At 63.9% G+C, this 23,710-nt stretch carries 20 protein-coding genes, 1 other RNA gene and 1 pseudogene; 13 read left to right on the top strand and 9 right to left on the bottom strand.

Translation table 11 applies throughout. The annotated features are described in order from the left end of the window. Window positions 1-13 precede the first annotated feature (13 nt). A complete protein-coding gene (locus GV068_RS03185; RefSeq protein ID WP_373888401.1) occupies window positions 14-217 on the top strand; it encodes a CsbD family protein in 204 nt (67 codons plus the stop codon). 110 nt (window positions 218-327) lie between these two features. Here GV068_RS03185 and GV068_RS03180 read toward each other — a convergent pair whose 3' ends face one another. Then, a complete protein-coding gene (locus tag GV068_RS03180) occupies window positions 328-2,556 on the bottom strand; it encodes a S9 family peptidase (protein ID WP_159695964.1) in 2,229 nt (742 codons plus the stop codon). 72 nt (window positions 2,557-2,628) lie between these two features. Next, window positions 2,629-4,047 (bottom strand): MATE family efflux transporter, encoded by a 1,419-nt coding sequence (locus GV068_RS03175; protein ID WP_159695963.1) that lies wholly within the window; start codon window positions 4,045-4,047, stop codon window positions 2,629-2,631. Between the two features lie 175 nt (window positions 4,048-4,222). Here GV068_RS03175 and tssF point away from each other — a divergent pair, with 175 nt between their 5' ends. From tssF to GV068_RS03160, 3 genes are all read left to right on the top strand, one after another. Next, window positions 4,223-6,058, top strand: coding sequence for a type VI secretion system baseplate subunit TssF (gene tssF, locus GV068_RS03170; RefSeq protein WP_159695962.1), 1,836 nt, complete (start codon window positions 4,223-4,225; stop codon window positions 6,056-6,058). Continuing rightward, the gene (tssG, locus tag GV068_RS03165) at window positions 6,055-7,023 is read left to right on the top strand and encodes a type VI secretion system baseplate subunit TssG (RefSeq protein WP_229463642.1); all 969 of its coding nucleotides are present in this window, start codon (window positions 6,055-6,057) and stop codon (window positions 7,021-7,023) included. Before tssF ends, tssG begins: the two co-directional genes overlap by 4 nt. An 81-nt stretch (window positions 7,024-7,104) precedes the next feature. Continuing rightward, on the top strand, window positions 7,105-7,728 hold the full coding sequence (locus tag GV068_RS03160) for a type 1 glutamine amidotransferase domain-containing protein (RefSeq protein WP_159695961.1): 624 nt from the start codon (window positions 7,105-7,107) through the stop codon (window positions 7,726-7,728). Window positions 7,729-7,779: 51 nt separating this feature from the next. Here GV068_RS03160 and GV068_RS03155 read toward each other — a convergent pair whose 3' ends face one another. The 3 genes and pseudogenes from GV068_RS03155 to ssrA form a co-directional block, all read right to left on the bottom strand. Beyond that, entirely contained in the window at window positions 7,780-8,307 is a 528-nt protein-coding gene (locus GV068_RS03155; RefSeq protein WP_159695960.1) for a hypothetical protein, read from the bottom strand. A 333-nt stretch (window positions 8,308-8,640) separates the two neighbouring features. Continuing rightward, window positions 8,641-8,751 (bottom strand): annotated as a pseudogene (locus GV068_RS25100) (type VI secretion system tube protein Hcp); the annotation flags it as partial. Window positions 8,752-9,041: 290 nt separating this feature from the next. Beyond that, window positions 9,042-9,398: a transfer-messenger RNA gene (gene ssrA / locus GV068_RS03145) on the bottom strand. Between the two features lie 179 nt (window positions 9,399-9,577). Here ssrA and GV068_RS03140 point away from each other — a divergent pair. Beyond that, window positions 9,578-10,435 carry a bifunctional 2-polyprenyl-6-hydroxyphenol methylase/3-demethylubiquinol 3-O-methyltransferase UbiG gene (locus tag GV068_RS03140; protein WP_159695959.1) on the top strand — a complete coding sequence of 286 codons (858 nt, stop codon included), beginning with the start codon at window positions 9,578-9,580 and terminating at the stop codon, window positions 10,433-10,435. A 34-nt stretch (window positions 10,436-10,469) separates the two neighbouring features. On the opposite strand, the gene GV068_RS25390 is transcribed toward GV068_RS03140, so the two are convergent. The 4 genes from GV068_RS25390 to ompA form a co-directional block, all read right to left on the bottom strand. Continuing rightward, a complete protein-coding gene (locus tag GV068_RS25390) occupies window positions 10,470-11,141 on the bottom strand; it encodes a glycine zipper 2TM domain-containing protein (protein ID WP_308636873.1) in 672 nt (223 codons plus the stop codon). 138 nt (window positions 11,142-11,279) lie between these two features. After that, the gene (locus GV068_RS03130) at window positions 11,280-11,987 is read right to left on the bottom strand and encodes an HAD family hydrolase (protein WP_159695958.1); all 708 of its coding nucleotides are present in this window, start codon (window positions 11,985-11,987) and stop codon (window positions 11,280-11,282) included. A gap of 13 nt (window positions 11,988-12,000) precedes the next feature. After that, window positions 12,001-12,702 (bottom strand): bifunctional 2-polyprenyl-6-hydroxyphenol methylase/3-demethylubiquinol 3-O-methyltransferase UbiG, encoded by a 702-nt coding sequence (gene ubiG / locus GV068_RS03125; protein ID WP_159695957.1) that lies wholly within the window; start codon window positions 12,700-12,702, stop codon window positions 12,001-12,003. Window positions 12,703-12,837: 135 nt separating this feature from the next. Next, entirely contained in the window at window positions 12,838-13,554 is a 717-nt protein-coding gene (ompA, locus tag GV068_RS03120; protein ID WP_159695956.1) for an outer membrane protein OmpA, read from the bottom strand. A 348-nt stretch (window positions 13,555-13,902) separates the two neighbouring features. Between ompA and gyrA the strand changes: the two genes are divergently transcribed. The 8 genes from gyrA (at window position 13,903) to cmk (ending at window position 23,412) form a co-directional block, all read left to right on the top strand. Further along, a complete protein-coding gene (gene gyrA, locus GV068_RS03115; protein WP_159695955.1) occupies window positions 13,903-16,518 on the top strand; it encodes a DNA gyrase subunit A in 2,616 nt (871 codons plus the stop codon). Window positions 16,519-16,577: 59 nt separating this feature from the next. Then, entirely contained in the window at window positions 16,578-17,126 is a 549-nt protein-coding gene (locus tag GV068_RS03110) for a DUF2059 domain-containing protein (protein WP_159695954.1), read from the top strand. Window positions 17,127-17,139: 13 nt separating this feature from the next. Next, window positions 17,140-18,231, top strand: coding sequence for a 3-phosphoserine/phosphohydroxythreonine transaminase (serC, locus tag GV068_RS03105; protein WP_159695953.1), 1,092 nt, complete (start codon window positions 17,140-17,142; stop codon window positions 18,229-18,231). Window positions 18,232-18,293: 62 nt separating this feature from the next. Continuing rightward, on the top strand, window positions 18,294-19,364 hold the full coding sequence (gene pheA / locus GV068_RS03100) for a prephenate dehydratase (protein ID WP_159695952.1): 1,071 nt from the start codon (window positions 18,294-18,296) through the stop codon (window positions 19,362-19,364). Between the two features lie 25 nt (window positions 19,365-19,389). Next, window positions 19,390-20,511, top strand: a complete 1,122-nt coding sequence (hisC, locus tag GV068_RS03095) for a histidinol-phosphate transaminase (protein WP_159695951.1) — start codon at window positions 19,390-19,392, stop codon at window positions 20,509-20,511. After that, window positions 20,512-21,417 (top strand): prephenate dehydrogenase/arogenate dehydrogenase family protein, encoded by a 906-nt coding sequence (locus tag GV068_RS03090; protein WP_159695950.1) that lies wholly within the window; start codon window positions 20,512-20,514, stop codon window positions 21,415-21,417. Beyond that, window positions 21,414-22,745: a 3-phosphoshikimate 1-carboxyvinyltransferase gene (gene aroA, locus GV068_RS03085; protein WP_159695949.1), complete on the top strand. Its 1,332-nt coding sequence runs from the start codon at window positions 21,414-21,416 to the stop codon at window positions 22,743-22,745. Before GV068_RS03090 ends, aroA begins: the two co-directional genes overlap by 4 nt. A gap of 4 nt (window positions 22,746-22,749) precedes the next feature. Next, window positions 22,750-23,412, top strand: a complete 663-nt coding sequence (gene cmk / locus GV068_RS03080) for a (d)CMP kinase (protein ID WP_159695948.1) — start codon at window positions 22,750-22,752, stop codon at window positions 23,410-23,412. The last annotated feature ends 298 nt before the right edge of the window (window positions 23,413-23,710 follow it).

Here is a 23,710-nt window from a genome sequence, read left to right as displayed (position 1 = left end):
CAAGGAGAAGACCATGATTAACGAAAATCAAGTTAAAGGTAAACTGAAAGAAATCGGCGGCAAGATCCAAGAAGAATTCGGTGATGCGATCGACAGCACGACCCAGGAAGCCAAAGGCAAGGCAACCAAAGTCGAAGGCCAGGCCCAGAAGAAGGTGGGCGATGCGCAAGAGAAGGTGGAAGAAAAGCTGGACGACGTTACCCGCCGCCCGCACTAATCCGCTGCTACGCGTAGAGAACAGCTGCCCATGGGCAGCTGTTGTCGTTTACGAGGCACCAAATAAAACAGCCGCCCTCAGGCGGCTGCTTCTACCTGGCAAACGCCGGCTTACTTCGCCGCCGTCCCACCCAGGTTCTTCTTGAAGAAGGCCTCGATCATCCCGTACACGTGACGCTGGTTGACCTTGCCTGAAATGCCGTGCTTGGCGCCCGGGTAGGTCATCAGGTCGAACTGCACGTTGCGCTTCACCAGCTCGTCGATCAGGCGCGTGGTGTTGGTGAACAGCACATTGTCGTCAGCCATGCCGTGGATCAGCAGCAGCGGCGACTTCAGGCCGTCCAGGTGCGCGAATACGCCACTGCGCTTATACGCTTCCGGATCCGACTTCGGCGTGCCGCCCACGAACTGCTCGGTGTAGTGGGTGTCGTACAGCGCCCAGTCGGTCACCGGCGCCACCGACACGCCCATCGCGATCTTGTCCGAGGCCGCGGCCAGCAGGCGCAGGGTCATGTAGCCGCCATAGCTCCAGCCGAATACGCCGACACGCTTCGGATCGACAAAGCTCTGCTGCGACAGCCAGTCGATGCCGGTGACCTGGTCCTGCACTTCGTTCGCGCCGAGGTTGTTGTAGATCACGTCGGTGAACTGGCGTTCGCGGCGGCTCGAGCCGCGGTTATCCAGCACGAACACCACGAAGCCCTGCTGCGCCATGTACTGGTTGAAGTAGCCGCCCCAGGTGCGGGTCACGCGCTGCGAGTGCGGGCCGCCGTAGGTGAACAGGAAGACCGGATAGCGCTTGCTCGCATCGAAGTTGGCCGGCTTGATCATCGAGTAGTGCAGCGTCTGGCCATCCTTGGCCTTGATGGTGCCGTACTCGGTCGGCAGGTGGTCCGGCAGGTACTTCGCGTACGGGTGGCTGGCGTTCAGCTCATTCTTCTCCAGCCATTCCACCATCGAACCGTCGGCGCGGCGGATCGACACCTGCGGCGGGGTTTGCGGGTTGGAATAGGTGTCGACAAAGATCTTGCCGTTGCCTGCGAAGGCGGCGTCGTGCCAGCCGTCGCCGCTGGTGATGCGCACCGGCTTGTCGGCGTTCTTGCCGTCCAGGTTCAGGGCATAGGTCTGCTTGTCGATCACGGCGTCCTTGTTGGACGCGATGTAGACCTTGCCGGCCGACTCATCGACCGCCAGGATATTGTCTACACCCCATTCGCCCTTCGACAGCGGGTGCTGCAGCTTGCCGTCCATGCCGTACAGGTACAGGTGGTTGCGGCCGCTGCGCTCGGAAGCCCAGATGAAGGCCTTCTTGTTCTTCAGGAAGCGCAGGTCGTTGTGGATGCTGACCCAGGTTTTCGAGGTTTCGGTGAGCAGCGGGCGCTGCGCCAGGGTGTCGACGTCGACGGCGATCAAGTCGAGGCGCTTCTGGTCGCGCGTCTGGCGCTGGTAGACCAGGGTCTTGGCGTCGGCGCTGAAGTCGGCGCGCACCAGGTAGATGTCCTTCTCGGCGCCGAGGTCGACCTTGCGTTGCTGGCCGGTGGCCGGATTGACGATCATCAGGTCGATCAGCACGTTCGGATCGCCCGCGGCCGGGTAGTGCTGGTCGATCACTTCAGTGCGGTCGGCAAAGATCTCGAAGCGGCGCGCCACCGGCACCGGTGCTTCGTCGTAGCGGCGGTAGGCGATCGCGGAATCGTCCGGGGCCCAGTAGTAGCCGGTGTGCTGGTCCATCTCTTCCTGCGCGACGAACTCCGCCTCGCCATTGTGGATGGTGCCCTTGCCGTCGGTGGTCAGCTGGCGCTCGGCGCCGGTCTGCAGGTCGATCACGACCAGGTTCTGGTTGCGCACGAAGGAGACGTAGCGGCCCTTCGGCGAGATCTTCGGATCGATCACGTTGCCCGACGCGACCTTGCGCGGCGCATCCGGTTTGGCGGCATCGACCAGATAAAGGTCGCCACCGATCGGCACCAAGAGCTGCTTGCCGTCCGGCGACCAGTTATAGGTCAGGATGCCCGACAGGCCGGCGGTACGGGCGCGTTCGCGGCGCGCTTTTTCTTCCAGCGACAGTTCCTCGTTCGGCACCAGGCGCTTGGAATCGACCAGACGCTGGGTCGTCTTGGTCTTCATGTTGTATTCCCACAGGTCCTGCTGGTACTGATTGTCGGCACGGCCGCGCAGGAAGGTGACGCGTTCGCCGTCCGGCGACACGCGCAGGTTCTTCACGCTGGCGCCGGCCAGGGCCGGATCGCCATAGATACGGTCCAGCGTCAGGCGTTCGGCCGATGCGGGGGCCGCCGCGAGGGTGGCTGCGAGGGCAGCCAGGAGGAGAGTAGGGCGCATGAAATGTCTCTGGTGTAAGTTAATTTGCTACAACTGCGGAACGATACCAGAGTCAGCACCCGAAAGCTGTAATTACGTATGCATTAATTCGTCCTTGGCGCCCTCGCGAATCCGTTGGCGCGCCAGCTTCTCGAAGGACCAGGTCAGCAGCACCGCCGCCACCGTCAGCGCTACCACCAGGCCGATCCAGAAACCGGTGGTCTCCAACGGCGCATCGGGCGTCCACGGGAACCACTGCGGCGCCAGCCCCAGGATGCAGCCGAGCGGCAGCGAGATACCCCAGAAGGCCACCAACTGGATGATCATCGGCGGGCGCGTCACCTGATAGCCGCGGATCGCCGAGGCGGTCGCCACCTGGGTGGCGTCGGACAGCTGGAACAGGGCCGCGAGCAGCAGCAGGTTGGCGCAGGCCGCCTGCACCGCCGGGTCGGAGGTGTAGACCGCCGCGATCTGCCAGCGGAACAGGGCAATGAAGATCGCCGACAGCGCGCCGAATGCGACCGAGGTACCGACGCCGACCCAGCCGACGAAACGGGCGCGCACCGGGTTGCCTTCGCCCATGGCCTGGCCGACGCGGGTCATCATGCCGATCGAGAAGCTCAAAGGCACCATGAACACCAGCGACGCGAAGTTCAGCGCCACCTGGTGCGAGGACACGGCGACCACGCCGAAGCGGGCCACCAGCAGGCCGATCAAACCGAAGGCGCTGACCTCGGCGAAATACGTGACGCCGATCGGCAGGCCGAGGCGGAGCATGGCGCCGATCTCTTTCCAGTCCGGGCCTTCCCAGCCGGTGAAGGGATAGGTCATGCGGTAGGCCGGCGCGTACTTGATCCAGACGATCATCGCGCCCAGCATCAGCCACATGCCGACCGCGGTCGACACTGCGCAGCCGACCGCGCCCAGGCGCGGGAAGCCCCAGTTGCCGTACACCAGCAGCCAGTTCGACACCACGTTGAAGACCAGGCCGAAGATCGCGATCCACATGATCGGCTTGGTCTGGTTGATGCTGGTCGTGTAGCCATACAGCGCGCGGTAGCAGGCGAAGGCCGGCATGCCGACGCTGATCACGTGCAGGAACAGCGCGGCGCGGTCGGCTACGTGCTGGGCCAGGCCGACATGGTCGAACAGCAGGGTGCACAGGTTCGCGAACAGGCAGGCCACCAGGCCGACAAGCAGGCCCTTCCACATCGACTGGCGCACCGAGTGCGGGATCTGGTCGTAGCGCGCGGCGCCGATCTCGTGCGCGACCACGGTGTTGATCGCCATCATGGTGCCCATCACGGTGACCAGCACGATCGACCACACCGAGGTACCGAGCGAGACCGCGGCCAGCTCCTCGGCGCTGACGTGCCCGGTCATCGCCACGTCGGCCACGCCCATCCCGACCGTCGCCAGCTGCCCCACCAGCATCGGCCAGGACAGGCGCCACAAGGTGGCGATCTCGAGGCGGACGGGGGAGGCGGCGGAGGAGGAGGTGGTGGCGGTCATGTCGGTCTGCTGGCGATGCTGAAAAGCCCTCCATTTTACTGACTAAGCGACAATTCCGCGCCACATCAGCCACGCCCATGCATGCCGGATAGATACTGCTCATCCGTTCTTGATTGGCCGCAAGGTCCCGTGCACAAAACTGCACGACCTTAAACCCTTCAGAGAGGAGAGCGCCATGGAAGAACTGTTGCCGTACTACGAGCGCGAGCTGGTCTACCTGAACACGGTCGGGCGCGAGCTGGCGCACCAGTACCCGCGCCTGGCGAGCGAACTGGGCATTGGCGCCGAAGGCACCGAGGATCCGCACATCCGGCGCCTGATCCAGGCCTGCGCGCTGCTCAACGCGCGCACCGCGCGCAAGCTCGACGACGACTATCCGGAATTCACCGAGGCCCTGCTCGGCAGCCTGTATCCCTACTTCCTGCAGGGCATCCCGGCCTGCTCGATCGCCCGCGTCGGCAGCGAGCATGCGCCCCAGGCGACCGGCAAGCCGGAACGGGTGGAAACCGTCCCGCGCGGCACCGAGATGAGCGCGCTGCACCACAAGGGCACCGCCTGCCGCTTCCGCACTGCCAGCCCCTTGACGCTGGCGCCGGTAGGCGTGGCGCGGGCGCGCTACGAGCCGGTAGTGCACGCCCCGGCCCACGTGCGGCTGCCGGCGCGCGCTACCGGCCAGATCGCCATCACGATCGACAGCGCAGCCCCGGCGCGCCTGCTGCGCCAGCTCGGCATGCCGCGCCTGCGCCTGTATGTCGACGCCGACCCGCTGCTGGCAGCAGCCCTGATCGACACCCTGTTCATGCACGTCGGCGCCAGCTACCTGGAAATCGGCGACGGCGGCCCGTGGCGCCAGCTCGAGCGCATGCCCTTGAGCCTGGGCGGCTTCGGCGACGACGACGCCCTGGTGCCGTTGCGCCCGAGCGACCACGCGGCCTACCGGCTGCTGAGCGAATACTTCGCCTTCGCTGACAAGTTCCACTTCATCGACATCGACCTGGGCAAGCTGGCGCCGATGCTGCCGGCGGCGGCGCACCGTTTCACCTTGCACCTGATCGTGAGCGGCCTGCATGGCGATAGCGGCGCCGCGCGCCTGCTCGGCACCCTGCAGGCATCGCACCTCTTGCCCGGCTGCGCGCCGGTGGTCAACCTGTTCCACCAGGCCGCCATGCCGGTCCGCATCACGCACCGCACCGCGATGTACGACGTGCTGCCCGGCCGCCACGAAGAAGACGTCGAGGTCTACAGCATTGACAGCGTGAACGTGCTGCGCACGCTTGAAGGCAGGGTGCAGTCGATCGCCTACCGCCCGTATTACGGCCTGCGCCACGGCGAAGGCGCCGAGCTGCGCGAGCGCTACTGGTTCGCACGGCGCGACGAGCGTAGCGTACACCGCCAGCGCATGAAGATCGGCTTCACCGACGCCGGATTCTCGCTGACGCCGGACGAACAGTGCGTGGCCTCGATCGACCTCACCTGCACCAACGGCGTCCACGCCACCACCACCGGCTTCGGCGCGCCCGGCGGCGACCTCACCAGCGAAACCGCCACCGGCGGACTGCCGATCCACCTGCTGCGCCGGCCGACGCTGCCGCACCGCTTCCCGTCCTCGGGTGGCGCGCACTGGCGGCTGGTAGCCCAGCTGGCGCTCAACCACCGCTCGCTGGGCGACCTCGACGCCTTCCGCGAAGTGCTGACCCTGTACGATGTGTCGCGCTCGGCCGCGACCCAGCGCCAGATCGCCGGCATCACGGCCATGGAAACCCTGCTGTCTTCGGCCTGGATGCGCAACAAGATCGGCGCCACGCTGGTGCATGGCACGGAGGTGCGCATGACCGTGGACGAAGAAGCCTTCGCCGGCAGCAGCGTGTACGTGTTCGCGGAAGTGGTGAACCGCTTCTTCGGCCTATACGTGCACATCAACAGCTTCACGCGGCTGGTGGTGCGCTCGGCGCAGACCGACAGGGAGCTCCTGCGCTGCGAGCCCCGCAACGGCAACCTGACGCTGGTGTGATCGACCATCTCCTCGCCGAACCCTGGCGCTACGAACTGTTCCAGGCCATCCGCCTGCTGTCGCGCTGGCTGCGCCGCTACGGCGTGGCGCCCGAGAGCGCACTGCGTTTCGAGAACAGCCTGTCGCTGGCCTTCCCCGCCAGCGACATCGACGCGCTGCGCCTGGAGCAGGGGGCGGGCGGCGATGGCGCCATGCGGCTGCGGATCCGCACGGCGGTGATCGGCCTGCTGGGCGTGAACGGCGCGCTGCCGCTGCACTACACGGAGCGGATCGCCGCCTGGGAGCACGACACCCGCGACGAAGGTCCGCGCGCCTTCTACGATGCGTTCTCCAGCCGCCAGATGGTGCTGTTCTATCGCGCCTGGTGCAAGTACCGCGTGCGCGGCGGGCCGGATGAACATAACCGCGACCGCTTCCTTGCGCAGCTGGCGGCGCTGGGGGGCGTCGCGGGGCAGGGCCAACTGGATGCGGGCTTGGCTTTTGAAAGCCTGGCCTATTTTGCTTCCCAGCTGCGCAGCCGGGTGGTGCCGGCCAGCCTGATCGCCGGCGTGCTCGGCGAGTACCTGGAGGTGCCGGTAACGGTCGAGCAGTTCGCGGGACGCTGGGATCCGCTCGGCATTGGCGAGCGCACCCGGCTGGGTGAGAACAACTGCGACATCGGCCTTGGCGCGACCTTGGGCGGACGCCTGCCGCGGCCGGAATTGGGCATCCGGATTCGCGTGGGGCCAGTGTCCTCGACGGTGTTCGAGCGCTTCCTGCCGGGGGCAAGCGGAGCGCGCGCGCTGGCGGCGCTGCTGGGGCGCTTCGCGATCGACATCCCGTACCGCGAACTGCAGGTAGTGCTGCGCGGCGACGAGGTCGACGGCGCTAGCCTGGACGGCACGGTGCGGCTCGGACTCGACGGTTTCCTCTGCACGCAGCCGGATAAACGCGACCGCGACGACGTCTGCTACCTGCTCGATTGACCCTGCATCATCCGCGCGACGCCTGCCAGGCCGGCGACCTACAATCGTTCCCGACAAGTGAATGATCAGACAGGAGGGCATATGGACGATTATGTAGATGCAGGCGATCACCTGGACCTGGTGAGCGAGAAAGACGTGATCGGCCGGCGGGTCGCGGTCCTCATGACCGACGGCGTGGAGCAGATCGAGTACACGGCTCCGCGCAGCTTCCTGGAAGGGAAGGGCGTGCGCGTAACGCTGATTTCCCCGAAAGGGACGGGCGAGGAAGTGCAGGGTATGAACCACGACCAGCCGGGTGACAAGTTCAAGGTGGAACTAAGCCTGTCGCAAGCCAACGTCAACGATTACGATGCGCTGCTGCTGCCGGGCGGCGAAGAGAATCCCAAGAAGCTGCGCCAGATTCCGGAAGCGATTGCCTTCATCAAGGCCTTTGACGATGCGGACAAGCCGATCGCGGCGATCTGCCACGGCCCATGGCCGCTGATCGAGGCGGGGATTGCAGAGTCGAAGCACCTGACCAGCTATCCTGCGATTCAGGACGACCTGAAGGCCGCAGGCGCCGAATGGACGGATGATGAGGTGGTGGTGGATGGCAAGCTGGTGACGAGCCGCAAGCCGGATGATATTCCGGCGTTCAATGACGCGCTGATGAAGGAGCTGATGGTGATTCAGCAGGCGGGGGCGGATCCGGGGCCGACGTCGTAAGACCCGCCCTATGGCCTGGCTCGTCATTCGATTGCACGACGAGCCAGCGTTTCAGTCTCCGCCGTTGATGTGCCCTTGAATCCTCCAGCCATTGCTGAGTTTTCTGAAGCAAAGCTGCGAGCATGGGAAGGGTTCTCTGTCCAGTGCTCCGTGAGGAGTGCACAGTTGGCCGTCGCGCTTTCTCTCGAAATTCCGTCCAGAGATCATTTCTCGGAATTCTTTCCAGCCGTGGTCCTTGTATTTGACACCAAGTTTAGTGTTTTCAAACTGGAAGCTGGTGCTGAAATTCTGGATAGGCGAAGCTGCCGGGTCGAATGATCCGCCAAAGTCTCGTGCAATGTAATAGTTTGGGGCAACTAGCGCGTACACAGCCTGCGCGTCCTTGTCTCTCGCAGCAACCCGGAGCGAGCCAATAAATTGTTGGAATGACTTGTCAGTAGCGCTGAAAGAAATTGGCTTCGATTCAGCCGCTACTGCCCCAACTGGACAGAGGGTGGCCACGAGAACTGGGATGCAAATCGCAGCGAAGCCGGCCCTAGAACTCCATCGAAACAGGCCGGGCAAGATGTACGCTTTCATCGACGCCTCTTGATCTCAACATGGAAGTGGTCATTGTGGCCGGGTACCGCGGTAACACGACCGCCGCCGATTGCCTTCTGAACTTCCTTGTCGTTGAAGTAGATAACCCGGGTCTCCGGATGCTGTGCAAATAGGCGCAAGAGTTGGATGGTCGCCGCCTGATCGTAGACTGCATCCCAATATGACACGCGGGCAGCCTGCCCAGTTGCGTCGTCTTTGCGGACCGGGCCGCAGTCCATCTTAATTCCCCTCTTGTGCGTGGCATGGCCGTCATAAACTAGTCCGCCGTCGATGCTGATGTTGCCGATGCCAAATTTGCGGTCGCAAATCGGTAGGCTGAGTTACGCCCCAGCTAGCCGAGGCGAGCTCGATCCAGCCTTGGTGGCCGAAGTCTGCCGACTCACCCTTGATGCCGTCGATTTGCAGATATGCGTCAGCGGCCATGATGCCTCCATTAGGTGTTGGGGCATCCTCGCAGAGGTAGGTTTACCGCTATTTGGCGATGCTCAATCCCAACCTACTATGAAGATCAAATCTGCATGTCGCCACACCGCATCGGAGAGGGCTTCCCAGCGAGTCGGAAATACGCCATCGCGCTCTAGAGCGCCGTTAGAGAGGCCGACGAAGGTAGGCGGTAGGGCATGGTCTTAGGGTTCTCACTTGGGGTACCAAGACCAAAACAGGCGCTAGAAAAGAAAAAGCCGCTAACGAATCAGCGGCCTTTTGGAAGAGGTTGGTGGAGGCGGAGGGAATCGAACCCTCGTCCGCAAGCACTCTACAGACAGTTCTACATACTTAGCACTATCAATTAATTTAACCTGAGCAACGGGGATGTGCACCCTTTGAACAGGCTAGTCACCTATTATTTAACAGTCGACCAAGTGACCCGGCCTACTGCGAGCCCCTGTAAATGACTCTACTGCCTTGCGGCCACCCCAGGGGCGAGGTGTTGTAGAGCTAGCAGCAATTAAGCTGCGAGTGCGTACGAGTTATCGTTTGCAGTTATTGATTTCTGGATGTATTTACGAGGTAACCAGTCCTCGGTATGCCCTGCGCTGCTTTGCAACCCACGTCGAAACCAGGTCGCCCCCAACGAAAGAAGCTCCATTGTACTCCAGTTTTCCTGCGCACGCAGCGTATCTGCCCGAGATGCGGCCGGTGTCAAATGAGCTACAAATGGACGACACGATTATGCGCATAGCATGTCAGAACTGCAATATCATGGCCCGGTTACGCCGTCTGCATCAGCTCTTTTCGACAAGGAATGGGAATGGTTTGTATCGTCTGCGGAAATACTCAAACGGCCGGGATCGCTTCGTGGCACGCGACCTGTCCTGCATGTCACTATGAAAGCGCGGCGCTATCCGTCGCGATCAACAAGCACACCGGACCCGAAGTCAACGAAGCCGAGCGCGAAGCCGGCCTGAAGGCTTTGCGTCTCGAGAATTTCCGCGCCATCGTCCAGTACGCCAAGCGGCACGTCCGGCCCGGCGCGCGCAGCCTGCTCGACGTCGGCAGCGCCCACGGCTGGTTCCTGGAAACGGCGCGCGAGGATTTCGACGTGCTCGGCGTCGAGCCCGACGCGGTGGTCGGTTCGCGCGCCGCAGCGCGCGGCCTCCCGGTGCGGGCCGGTTTCTTCCCCGACGTGCTGGAAGATGGCGAGCGCTTCGACGTGATCGTCTTCAACGACGTCATCGAACACATCCCGGACATCCGCAGCGCCCTCGACGCCTGCCAGCAGCGCCTCAATCCCGATGGCATCCTGATCCTCAACCTGCCGAATAGCCGCGGCTTCTTCTACCGCCTGTCGAAAGTCATCGCCCGCCTGGGCTGGCGCACGCCCTTCGAGCGTCTCTGGCAGAAAGACCTGCCGTCGCCCCACGTGCATTACTTCAGCAGCGACAACCTGTCCAAGCTGGTGGCGGGACGCGGCTTCGAGCTGGTCGACAGCGCCGAGCTTCCGGCCCTGCGCGCCAAGGGGCTGCGCGAGCGCCTGAGCTGCGCTGGCAACGTGCCCTTGTTGTCGCTGTGGGCGCAATACATCGCGATCATGTGCGCGATTCCGGTGCTGCGCATTTTCCCGAGCGACATCATCGTTTGCATCTTCCGAAAAAAAACCGCAGGCTGACAGCGCCTGCGGTTTTTGGAGGGGTGAAGACGGCTTAGCGGTTGCGGTTGGCGATCTCGTTACCGATCATGCCGCCACCGATGACGCCGGCCACGGTGGCCAGCTTCTTGCCGTTACCGCCGCCGATCTGGTTGCCGATCAGGCCACCGATCACGGCGCCGGTACCGATGCCGATGTAGTTCGGCTGGCTGGGTGCCGGTGCGTGCTGCGGGTAGTAGCGCGGCTCGCTGGCCCTTGCGTGCACCACGCGGGTCTTCTCGACGACCTTGACCACCGGCTTTTCACGAATCACTTCCTTGATCACCACCGGAGCCGGTTGCGGCGCGGCTTGGGCGTAGGCGATCGGCTGCGCCACCGGCATCGCCATCTGCGGCGCGGTACCGGCTGCCAGCTGGCTTGCCAGCTGCGGCGTCACCGGGGTGGCCGACAGCGGCGTAGCCATCTGGCCCTGCAAGGCGGAGGCCGGCACCATCACGACCTGGCCTTGTGCATTCGTCACCGGCACCATGCCTGGCTGCTGGGTGGCGTAAGGCGAGGCGGCTGCCAGCGGCATGACCGGGACCTCGCTGGCGCTCTTCGAGCTCGGCAGCAGGCCGGTGATGGCGGCGGCGCCGGTCAGGCTGACGATCACGACCGACACAGCGGCTGCGGCCATCAGCGGGTGGATGCGGGAGGTGAGGGGATTCTGGCGTGCGATGGTTTCCATGTTTTTCTCCGAAAGACGTTGTGTTGTCGTATGGGAGTAGATTACCGGCGCACCCTTTCCAGAACTAGCCCTGAGGCTGTATCACTCGTAAGGAGATGTAAGCGGACCCAGGAGGGTCCGCTGCAGGAAAGAAAGGACTCAGGCCGCGGATGCGGTCGCGCGTGCGGTGTCCACCACGGTGCGCAGGGTCTGCAGCAGGTCAGTCGGGGTGTCCAGCAAGAAATCGGCGCCCCAGGTCGAGGGTTCGATGGCGCCGCAGTAGCCCCAGTTGCAGGCCACCGTCACCATGCCCGCGGCGTGGCCGGCTTCGATGTCGCGCTTGTCGTCGCCCACATACCAGCAGTGGGTCGGATCCACGCCCAGGCGGCGCGCGCCTTCCAGCAGCGGGGCAGGGTGGGGCTTCGGGAAGCCGGTGGTGTCGCCCGAAATGACGCAACCCGCATGCGACAGGCCGATCTGCGGGATCAGCGGGTCGGTGAAGCGCGCCGGTTTGTTGGTGACGATGCCCCAGGCCATACCCGCTTGTTCGATTCCATACAACAGTTCGGTGATGCCGCCGAACAGCGAACTGTGCACCGCCATGGTTTCCTGGTACCGGTCGAACCACTGCATGCGCAGTTCTTCGTAACCCTCGTCGCCCGGCGCCAGGCCGAAGGCGGCGCCGATCATGCCGCGCGCGCCGGCGGAAGCGGTCGGGCGCAGCACCGAATACGGGGTCGGCGGCAGGCCGCGCTCGGTACGCAGCCAGTTGACGGCGGCCGCGAGGTCGGGCGCGGTGTCGGCCAGGGTGCCATCGAGGTCGAACAGGATGGCACGCGGTGCCGGCAGGACGGTCGGGAGGGTCATGGGAAGATAAAGATCAGAGCGGTTTGCTGCACGCCACCATGTAGTTCACATCGGTGTCGTTGTTGAGCGAGTAAATTTTGGTCAGCGGATTGTAAGTCAGGCCCTTCAGGCCGTCGACCTGCAATCCAGCGAGACGCGCAAATTGCGACAGTTCGGCCGGCGTGATGAACTTGCCGTAGTCGTGGGTGCCGCGCGGCAGCATGCGCAGGATGTATTCCGCGCCGATGACGGCGAACAGGTAGGACTTCGGGTTGCGGTTGAGCGTCGAGAAGAACACGTGCCCGCCCGGCTTCACCAGGGTGGCGGCGGCCTGCACGATCGAGGCCGGATCCGGAACGTGCTCGAGCATTTCCATGCAGGTGACCACGTCGAACTGGCCCGGTTCCGCAGCCGCCATCTCTTCGGCGGCGATGTGCTTGTAGCGCACTTCCACGCCCGATTCGAGGCTATGCAGGTCGGCAACCTTCAGCGCCTTCTTCGACAGGTCGATACCGGTGACCTTGGCGCCCTTGCGCGCCATGGCTTCCGACAGCACGCCGCCGCCGCAGCCGATGTCGATCACGTTCTTGCCCAGCAGTGGGGCGCGTGCATTGATCCACTCGAGGCGCAGCGGGTTGATTTCGTGCAGCGGGCGGAATTCGGAGGTCGGGTCCCACCAGCGGTGGGCCAGCTCGCTGAATTTCTGGATTTCTAATGGGTCTGCATTCGTATTCATACTCGGGATGATACTGGAAATGATGAAGCTCACGGAGTGCCGCACAGAAATATGTACGGCCTTGTCGCCCTGTTTTTGCCGAAAAAACGAAAAAAAACCCCGCCAGGGCGGGGTTTCATGAGCAATCCGTCAGGATTACTTGTTGACGGTGCGGGTACCGACGACTTCGATTTCCACGCGGCGGTTCTTCGCGCGGCCAGCCGAGGTCTTGTTATCGGCTTCCGGCTGCTTCTCGCCCTTGCCTTCGGTGTAGATGCGGGTTTCTTCCACGCCCTTGCCCTTCAGGTAGGTCTTGACGGCTTCGGCGCGGCGGATCGACAGCTTCTGGTTGTAGGCATCGGTGCCGATCGAGTCGGTGTGGCCGACGGCGATGATGACTTCCAGGTTCATGTCGCCCAGCTTCGAGACCAGCTCATCCAGCGAGGCTTTGCCCGCCGGCTTCAGGATGGCCTTGTCGAAGTCGAAGAAGGCGTCAGCCGAGTAGGACACTTTTTCCGAGGTCGGGACCGGAGCCGGGGCCGGGGCAGGCGCCGGAGCCGGGGCAGGAGCCGGCTCGACGACCGGTGGCGGCGGCGGAGCGACGCACTTGCCGTTTTCCAGCTTCTCTGGCGGGACGCACAGCGGCGCGTCGCAACCTGGGACCGCGTCAGCCGGGGTCCAATAGCCGGTACGCCAGCACAGACCGAAAGGATTGCGGGCGATCACGCCGCGGCTGTCCTGCACGTAGGCGCTGTACGGCGTGCGCGCCTTGATGTCGGTGGTCAGCGGCGCATACGGCGCATCGCTCTGGGCAAATGCGTTGCCGGCGATCGCAGCCGAAGCAGCGAGCAGGAGGGTTGCCAGTTTATTCATATTCTTTTTTCCTTTCGGGTAAATGCCTTGCGAAACTCAGCGGGGCGTTATGGTCAAGATACTAACACGTCCAGGGAAGGGCCTAGTTTCGCATTGTGAAACAAACAATTAATTTCCTGTCCATTTTGCCACATGCACCAAAAACGCACGACTGCACCTAAATCAAACCTGATGCATATTTTTGTTGCGTTGTTTTGTTGCAACATTTGGGCAAGCGGACGGGGCCGGCATCGACAACTTTGGAAGCGTCCGCCACTAAAAGAGGAATTGTGCTGCCGCTAAGGTGGGCATGGTAGAATCGTCCGTTGCAATCAATAACCATTAGCCTGAAAGCAGTCGACCCGCCCAATGGATCAATTCGCAAAAGAAACAGTTCCCATTTCCCTAGAAGAAGAAATGCGCAAGAGCTACCTCGATTACGCGATGAGCGTGATCGTGGGCCGTGCTCTGCCGGACGTGCGCGACGGCCTCAAGCCGGTGCACCGCCGCGTGCTGTACTCGATGCACGAGAGTAACTATGCGCACAACCGGCCGTACGTGAAGTGCGCGCGCGTGGTCGGCGACACCATGGGTAAGTACCACCCGCACGGCGACGCCTCGATCTACGACACGCTGGTGCGCATGGCGCAGGACTTCTCCCTGCGCTACACCCTGGTCGACGGCCAGGGCAACTTCGGCTCGATCGACGGCGACTCCGCCGCGGCAATGCGTTATACCGAGTGCCGCCTGGACCGCATCGCCAGCGAACTGCTGGCCGACATCGACAAGGACACGGTCGACTACCAGCCGAACTATGACGGCAAGGAAAAAGAACCGACCGTCCTGCCGACCAAGATCCCGAACCTGCTGATCAACGGTTCCTCGGGCATCGCGGTGGGCATGGCCACCAACATCCCGCCGCACAACCTGTCGGAAGTCATCAACGGCGCCCAGCACCTGCTGAGGAACCCGGACTGCACCATCGACGAGCTGATCGAACTGATTCCTGCGCCGGACTTCCCGACCGCCGGCATCATCTACGGCGTCTCGGGCGTGCGCGATGGCTATCGCACCGGCCGCGGCCGCGTGGTGATGCGCGCCAAGACTCACTTCGAAGAATATGGAAAGGACGGCGGCCGCGTTGCGATCATCATCGACGAGCTGCCGTACCAGGTTAATAAAAAATCGCTGCTCGAGCGTATCGCCGAGAACGTGCGCGACAAGAAGTTGGAAGGCATCAGCGACATCCGCGACGAGTCCGACAAGTCGGGCATGCGCGTGGTCATCGAGCTGAAGCGCGGTGAAGTGCCGGAAGTGGTGCTGAACAACCTGTACAAGCAGACCCAGCTCCAGGACACCTTCGGCATGAACATGGTGGCGCTGGTCAACGGCCAGCCGAAGCTGCTGAACCTCAAGCAGATGCTCGAGTGCTTCCTGTCGCACCGCCGCGAAGTGGTCACCCGCCGCACCGTGTTCGAGCTGCGCAAGGCGCGCGAGCGCGGCCACATGCTGGAAGGCCTGGCCGTCGCACTGGCGAACATCGACGACTTCATCGCGATCATCAAGGCCGCGCCGACGCCGCCGATCGCGAAGACCGAACTGATGCAGCGCGCCTGGGATTCGTCCCTGGTGCGCGAAATGCTGAACCGTACCGAGCTGGCTGGCGCCGGCGGCATCGAAGCCTTCCGTCCAGAGCACCTGCCGAAGCACTATGGCATGCAGAGCGACGGCCTGTACAAGCTGTCCGATGAGCAGGCCCAGGAAATCCTGCAGATGCGCCTGCAGCGCCTGACCGGCCTGGAGCAGGACAAGATCGTCAACGAGTACAAGGAAGTGATGGACCACATCGCCGACCTGCTCGACATCCTGTCCAAGCCGGAGCGTGTCACGACGATCATCAGCGACGAAATGGCGCAGATCAAGTCGGATTACACCGAAAACGGCAAGGACCAGCGCCGCTCGGCCATCGAGCACAATGCCAGCGACCTGGAGACCGAAGACCTGATCACCCCGCAGGACATGGTGGTCACGCTCTCGCACTCGGGCTACATGAAGTCGCAGCCGATCGCCGAATACCGCGCCCAGAAGCGCGGCGGCCGCGGCAAGCAGGCGATGGCGACCAAGGACGAGGACTGGATCGACCAGCTGTTCATCGCCAACACCCACGACTACATGCTGTGCTTCTCGAACCGCGGCCGCATGTACTGGCTGAAGGTGTGGGAAGTGCCGCAGGGCTCGCGCAACTCGCGTGGCAAGCCGATCGTCAACATGTTCCCGCTGCAGGACGGCGAGAAGATCACCGTGATCCTGCCGCTGTCGGGCGAGAACCGGACCTTCCCGGAAGACCACTACGTGTTCATGGCGACCTCGCTGGGCACCGTCAAGAAGACGCCGCTGCGCGACTTCAGCAATCCGCGCAAGGCCGGCATCATCGCGGTCGACCTCGACGAGGGCGACGTGCTGGTGGGCGCCGCGCTGACCGACGGCCAGCACGACGTGATGCTGTTCTCGGACGGCGGCAAGGCGGTGCGCTTCGATGAGAACGACGTGCGTCCGATGGGCCGTACCGCGCGCGGCGTGCGGGGCATGAACCTGGAAGAAGGCCAGCAGGTCATCGCGCTGCTGGTGGCCGAGAACGAGCAGCAGTCGGTGCTCACGGCCACCGAGAACGGCTTCGGCAAGCGTACCCCGATCACGGAGTACACCCGCCACGGCCGCGGCACCAAGGGCATGATCGCGATCCAGACCTCCGAGCGTAACGGCAAAGTGGTGGCTGCCACCCTGGTCGATGCGACCGACGAGATCATGCTGATCACCACCGGCGGCGTCCTGATCCGCACCCGCGTGGCCGAGATCCGCGAGATGGGCCGCGCGACCCAGGGCGTGACCCTGATCGCGGTGGAAGACGGCACCAAGCTGTCCGGCCTGCAGCGCATCGTCGAGACCGACCTGGAAGAGGTCGAGCTCGAACAGGCTCCGGAATAACAGCCTCCCGACGGGCCGCGCTTGCGCGGCCCATTTTTTTTCACCTGTTTGACGGCATCATGAAAAAATTCGTTCTGTCCCTGGCAACTGCCGCAGCATTCGCAGCGACGCCGGCCTTTGCCCAGACCGCCCCGAGCGCCAGTCCACAAACCACCGCCGCCGCGAAGGCGATGATCGATGCGATGGAAATCCGCAAGAGCATGGTCCTCATGTACGCGGAAATGCAGAAGTCGCTGCCGGGCATGATGCGCCAGCAGATCGGCGCCATGATCGAAGCCGACGCCTCGCTCAACGCAGCCCAGAAGAAGGAAGCCATCCAGAAGTTCGAGGCCAAGCTGCCCGGCATGGCTCAGGCGGTCGGCAAAGTGTTCAGTGACCCCGCCTTGATCGACGAGATGATCGCCGAGATGGTGCCCCTGTATGCGAACAACTACACGGTCGACGAGATCAAGACCCTGACCGCTTTCTATCAGAGCCCGGTCGGCCGCAAGATGATGACCCTGATGCCGAAACTGGCAGGCGAAAGCATGGCGATCGGCCAGCGCGTCATGAATCCGCGCATCGGCAAGCTGATGCAGGATGTGATGCAGGAAGTTCAGAAACAGTAAGCGAAAGGACCGCATGACGACGCCCATCTTCAATTTCTCGGCCGGTCCGGCCGTCCTCCCGAAAGAAGTGCTGCAGCAGGCCGCCAGCGAAATGCTGGACTGGCATGGCAGCGGCATGTCGGTCATGGAGATGAGCCACCGCGGTCCGGAATTCATCTCGATCTACAAGCAGGCCGAAGCCGACCTGCGCGAGCTGCTGGCGGTCCCGCCGAATTACAAGATCCTGTTCATGCAGGGCGGGGGACTGGGCATGAACGCCATCATCCCGATGAACCTGGTCGGCTGCTGCGCCCAGCCGGCCACGGTCGACTTCATCCACACGGGTTCGTGGTCGGGCAAGTCGATCAAGGAAGCCAAGCGCTACGCCCACGTCAACGTGGCCGCCAGCAGCGAAGCCACCGGCTTCACCGGCGTGCCGCCGCAAGCCTCATGGAACCTGAGCCCGGGCGCCGCCTACCTGCACATCTGCACCAACGAGACCATCGACGGCGTCGAGTACAACTTCGTGCCTGAGATCGATCCGAAGGTGCCGGTGGTGGCCGACATGTCCTCGCACATCCTGTCGCGGCAAATCGACGTGTCGAAGTACGGCGTGATCTTCGCCGGCGCCCAGAAGAACATCGGCCCGGCCGGCCTCACCCTGGTGATCGTGCGCGACAAGCTGCTGGACGACGCGCTGCCGATCTGCCCTTCGGCCTTCCACTGGAAGACCGTGGCCGAGCACGAATCGATGTTCAACACCCCGCCGACCTACGCGATCTACATCGCCGGGCTGGTGTTCGCCCACCTGAAAAAGCAGGGTGGCGTGGCGGCGATGGAACAGCGTAATATTGAAAAAGCGCGCCTGCTGTATGAGGCGCTCGATGCAGACGACTTCTACCAGAACCGCGTCTCGCACGAATTCCGCTCGCGCATGAACGTACCGTTCTTCCTGCGCGACGAATCCCTGAACGACAAATTCCTGGCCGGCGCCAAAGAGCGCGGGCTGCTGCAACTGAAGGGCCACAAGTCCGTCGGCGGCATGCGGGCATCGATCTACAACGCGATGCCGCTCGAGGGTGTGCAGGCCCTCGTCGATTATTTGAACGAATTCGCGGGACGCTGATCCGCATGCGGGCGGATCAACCGCCCGTGCGGCGGTCCGTCCGCAAATAATACGACCGAACGATGACAGACAAACTTACTCCCCTGCGCGAGCAGATCGATGCGATCGACGCGCAAATCCTCGAGCTCCTGAGCCGTCGCGGCAAGATCGCCCAGGAAGTCGGCCACGTGAAGGCCGAAACCAACGCCCCGGTGTTCCGTCCCGAACGCGAAGCCCAGGTGCTGCGCGGCGTGGCCGAACGCAATCCTGGTCCGCTCAAGGACCGCGACGTCCAGACCATCTTCCGCGAGATCATGTCCTCCTGCCGCGCGCTGGAAAAGCGTGTCACGGTGGCCTATCTCGGCCCGTCCGGCACCTTCAGCGAGCAGGCCGTGTACCAGCAGTTCGGCACCGCCATCGAGACGCTGCCCTGCGTCTCGATCGACGAGGTGTTCCGCGCCACCGAGGCCGGCACCGCGGATTTCGGCGTGGTCCCGGTCGAGAATTCGTCCGAAGGTGCGATCAACCGCACCCTCGACCTGATGCTGGCCACCACCACCGTCATCAGCGGCGAGATCTCGATCCCGGTCCACCACAGTTTGATGACCAAGACCGGCAGCATGGATGGCGTGACCGTCGTGTGCGCGCATTCGCAGGCGCTGGCCCAGTGCCAGGTCTGGCTCAACCTGCACCATCCGGGCATCGAGCGCCGCGCCGTGGCGTCCAACGCGGAAGCGGCGATCCTGGCCAGCCAGGACCCAAGCGTTGCCGCGATTGCCAGTGAGATGGCAGGCGAGCAGTACCAGCTCGGCGTGGTGCAGGCCCACATCCAGGACGACCCGCACAACCGCACCCGCTTCGCCGTGATCGGCAGCCTGGAGACCGGCCCCTCGGGCCGTGACCACACCTCGATCGTGCTGGCCGTGCCGAACAAGGCGGGCGCGGTCTACAACCTGCTGGCGCCGCTTGCCAAGCACGGCGTGTCGATGACCCGCTTCGAGTCGCGCCCGGCGCGTATCGGCACCTGGGAGTATTACTTCTACGTCGACATCGAAGGCCATGTGGTTGATCCCGCCGTCGCCCGCGCCCTCGGTGAGCTCAAGGACAACGCCGCCTTCTTCAAGGTGCTGGGCTCCTATCCGCAGAGCCTCTGATTTCCACTTTTATTCGAGAATACTTATGTCGCAATTCGGTCCAGATTACGTCCGCGCCATCGCCCCTTACCAGGCCGGCAAACCCATCGCTGAAGTCGCCCGCGAGTTCGGCCTCGACGAAGCCAAGATCGTCAAGCTGGCGTCCAACGAAAACCCCTTCGGCGTGCCGGAATCGAGCCGCGCCGCGATGGCGCAGGCCGCCGCCGACCTGGGTCGCTACCCGGACGCCAACGGCTTCGAGCTGAAGGCGGCGTTATCTAACCGCTACGATGTGCCGGCCGACTGGATCACGCTGGGCAACGGCAGCAACGACATCCTGGAAATCGCCGCGCACGCCTTCGTGCAGAAGGGTGAGTCCGTGGTGTACTCGCAGTACTCGTTCGCCGTGTACGCGCTCGCTACCCAGGGCGTGGGTGGCCGCGCCATCGTGGTCCCGGCCAAGGATTACGGCCACGACCTCGACGCCATGGCCGCCGCCATTCAGAGCGACACCCGCCTGGTCTACGTCGCCAACCCGAACAACCCGACCGGCACCTTCTTCCCGGCCGCGCAGATCGAGGCCTTCCTGCAGAAGCTGCCGTCGAATGTGGTCGTCGTGCTGGACGAGGCCTACAACGAATACCTGGCGCCGGAACACCAGTTCGAATCGAGCCAGTGGGTGCGCAAGTACCCGAACCTGATCGTCTCGCGCACCTTCTCCAAGGCCTACGGCCTGGCCGGCCTGCGCGTAGGCTTCGCTATCGCCCAGCCGGCGGTGACCGACCTGATGAACCGCATCCGCCAGCCCTTCAACGTCAATTCGCTGGCGCAGGCCGCCGCGATCGCCGCGCTGAACGACAAGGCCTTCCTGGAGAAGGGCGCGCAGAACAACGCGGAAGGCTACAAGCAGCTGACCGCCGCCTTCGACGAACTGGGCCTGGAGTATGTGCCCTCGTTCGGCAACTTCGTGCTGGTGAAAGTCGGCGATGATGACCAGGCCGGCGCGCGCGTCAACCTGGCGCTGCTCAAGCAGGGCGTGATCGTGCGCCCGGTCGGCAACTACGGCCTGCACCAGTGGCTGCGCATCTCGATCGGCCTGCCGGAAGAGAATGCGGCCTTCATCGCGGCGCTCAAGCGAGCGCTGACAAGCGCGAGCGTGCGAGGCTGAATGATTGACCGCCTCGTCATCGTCGGTGTCGGCCTGATCGGCGGTTCCTTCGCGCTGGCGCTCAAACAGGCGGGCGTGGCAAGGACCGTGGCAGGGCTGGGCCGCGAACCGCGGGCGATGGCGCGTGCGCTCGAACTAGGCATCGTCGACGAGGTCTGTGACACGCCAGAACAGGCGATGCGCGGCGCCGACCTGGTGCTGCTGGCGGCGCCGGTGGGCCAGACCGGGACCATCCTGGCGTCGCTGCTGCCGCACCTGGAGCCGCACACCATCATCACCGACGCCGGCAGCACCAAGTGCGACGTGGTGGCCGCGGCGCGGGCGGCGCTGGGTGAACGTGTACGCCAGTTCGTGCCGGGCCACCCCATCGCCGGCAGCGAGTCGAACGGGCCGGATGCGGCGCGCGCGGAGCTCTACCGCGGAAAGAAGACCGTGCTGACGCCGCTGCCGGAGAACGATCCGGCGAGTGTGGAACGGGTGGCCGTTGCCTGGCGCGCCTGCGGCTCGCTCATCCATACCCTGAGCCCCGCAGATCACGATCGCGTGTTCGCCGCCGTCAGCCACCTGCCGCACCTGCTCGCCTATGCGCTGGTGGACGACATCGCCGCCAAGCCGCACGCCGAGATGCTGTTCCAGTACGCCGCCAGCGGCTTTCGCGACTTCACGCGCATCGCCGGCTCCTCGCCCGAAATGTGGCGCGACATCAGCCTGGCCAACCGCGATGCCTTGCTCACCGAGCTCGATGCATATCTGGCACAATTGACTTCATTGCGGGCGAGCCTCGCTGCCGCCGACGGACGCGGCCTCGAAACCGTCTACGCCAACGCGCAGCGCGCACGGCAGGCGTGGATCGAGGCGATCGAAGCCGGCTCGCCGCCGCCCCCGCAGAATCAGGACATAGAATGACGCAGTCTAAACACTACCCCCAGCACATCGACCTCGAACCCGTGATCCACGTCGAGGGCGCCGTGCGCCTGCCGGGCTCCAAGAGCATTTCGAACCGCACACTGCTGCTGGCGGCGCTGTCCGAAGGGACCACGACCATCCACGACCTGCTGGCCTCGGACGACACCATGGTGATGCTGGGCGCGCTGCGCTCGCTGGGCATCCAGTGGGACGAAGTCGACGAGCGCACTGTGGTCGTGCACGGCAACGGCGGCGTGCTGCCGAACCACGAGGCCGACCTGTTCATGGGCAATGCGGGCACCGCGATCCGTCCGCTGACGGCGGCGCTGGCCGTGATCGGCGGCGACTACACGCTGCATGGCGTCTCGCGCATGCACGAGCGCCCGATCGGCGACCTGGTCGACGCATTGAACGAAGTGGGCGCGCAAATCGAGTACACGGGCGAGCAGGGCTTCCCGCCGCTGCGCATCCGCCGCGGACACATTCACGCCAACCGCATCGCAGTGCGCGGCAACGTGTCGAGCCAGTTTCTGACGGCGCTCCTGATGGCGGCTCCCTTGATGGCGACCACCCATGCCGTCTCGATCGACGTGGTCGGCGAGCTGATTTCCAAGCCCTACATCGAGATCACCCTGAACCTGATGCGCCGCTTCGGCGTGACGGTGGAGCAGAACGGCTGGGCCTCGTTCACCGTGCATCCGGGCCAGCGCTACGCTTCGCCCGGCAGCATCCACGTCGAGGGCGACGCCTCGTCGGCGTCCTACTTCCTGGCGGCCGGCGCGATCGCCGGCGGGCCGGTACGGGTCGAGGGCGTGGGCGAGCACAGCATCCAGGGCGACGTGCGCTTCGCCGATGCGCTGGAGCGCATGGGCGCCATCGTCACCCGCGGCGACAACTGGATCGAGGCGCGCTCGAACGGCGTGCTGAAGGCCATCGACGCCGACTTCAACCACATCCCGGACGCGGCCATGACGATTGCGGTCGCCGCGCTGTACGCCGACGGCCCCAGCACCCTGCGCAACATCGCCAGCTGGCGCGTGAAGGAAACCGACCGCCTGGCCGCCATGGCGACGGAATTGCGCAAAGTCGGCGCAGAGGTGGAGGAGGGCCCGGACTACATCCGTATCACGCCGCCCGACCAGTTGAAACCGGCTACCATCGACACCTACGACGACCACCGGATGGCGATGTGCTTCTCGCTCGCCTCGCTGGACGGCAAGGCGCGGCGCGGCAACGCGATGCGCATCAACGATCCGAAATGCGTCGCCAAGACCTTCCCCGAATATTTCGAAGCCTTCGCCGGCATCGCCAAGAACGAACTTTTCTAAGAACATGCCGAACAATCCCATTCCCGTCATCGCCATCGATGGTCCCACCGCTTCGGGCAAGGGCACGGTCGCGGCCAAGGTTGCCGAGCGCCTGGGTTTCCACCTGCTCGATTCGGGCGCGCTGTACCGCTTGAGCGCGCTACAGGCACTGCGCCGAGGCGTCGAGCTGCGCGACGAGCATGGCATCGCCAAGCTGGCCGAGCACCTGCCGGCGCACTTCGTGGGCGGTGACATCTTCCTGAACAACGAGAACGTCACCGCGGCGATCCGTGCGGAAGAGGTGGGCAACATGGCCTCGAAAATCGCCGCGCTGCCGAGCGTGCGCCAGGCCCTGTACGCCCTGCAGCTGGGCTTTCGCGAGACCCCCGGCCTGGTGGCCGACGGGCGCGATATGGGTACCGTGATCTTTCCCGGCGCGAAATTAAAAGTTTTCTTGACCGCAAGCGTCGAGGCGCGTGCGCAACGCCGGTATAAGCAATTGATTGACAAAGGATTTTCTGCTAATATGGACGATCTCCTGAAGGATTTGAAGGAACGAGACGAGCGCGACACCAAGCGCGCGATCGCTCCCCTGGTCCCGGCGGAGGATGCGCATTTGCTGGATACCTCGAACATGACGGCTGCGGAAGCGGTCGAACAGGTCTTGGCCTGGTATGCGCATGGATGAGTTTGAAATGGCGGTTTTTCTGGAGTCGTTAGCCTGAAAACCGTCATTCCGGCGCAGGCCGGAATCCAATTTCGTTGCGTCTAGTTGGCTTGAGTCATCGCCGCGAACACGCGAACAAACTTGGGTCCCGGCCTTCGCCGGGACGACGCGCGTAGGCACGTTGTCCTTGTTGGTGCCTGCAACGGCAATCCTGTCGGTGCAGGTGTGTTTCAACCTAACCCCAGTTCAGTCCGCAATATCGCCGGCCTGCTGGGCTAACCTGAGTAATTTCTTTTATGTCTACTGCAACCCCTAAAGA

This window comes from Massilia sp. 9I (assembly GCF_902506415.1).
Lineage (GTDB): Bacteria > Pseudomonadota > Gammaproteobacteria > Burkholderiales > Burkholderiaceae_D > Telluria.
This window is presented reverse-complemented; position numbering and strand designations above follow the sequence as displayed.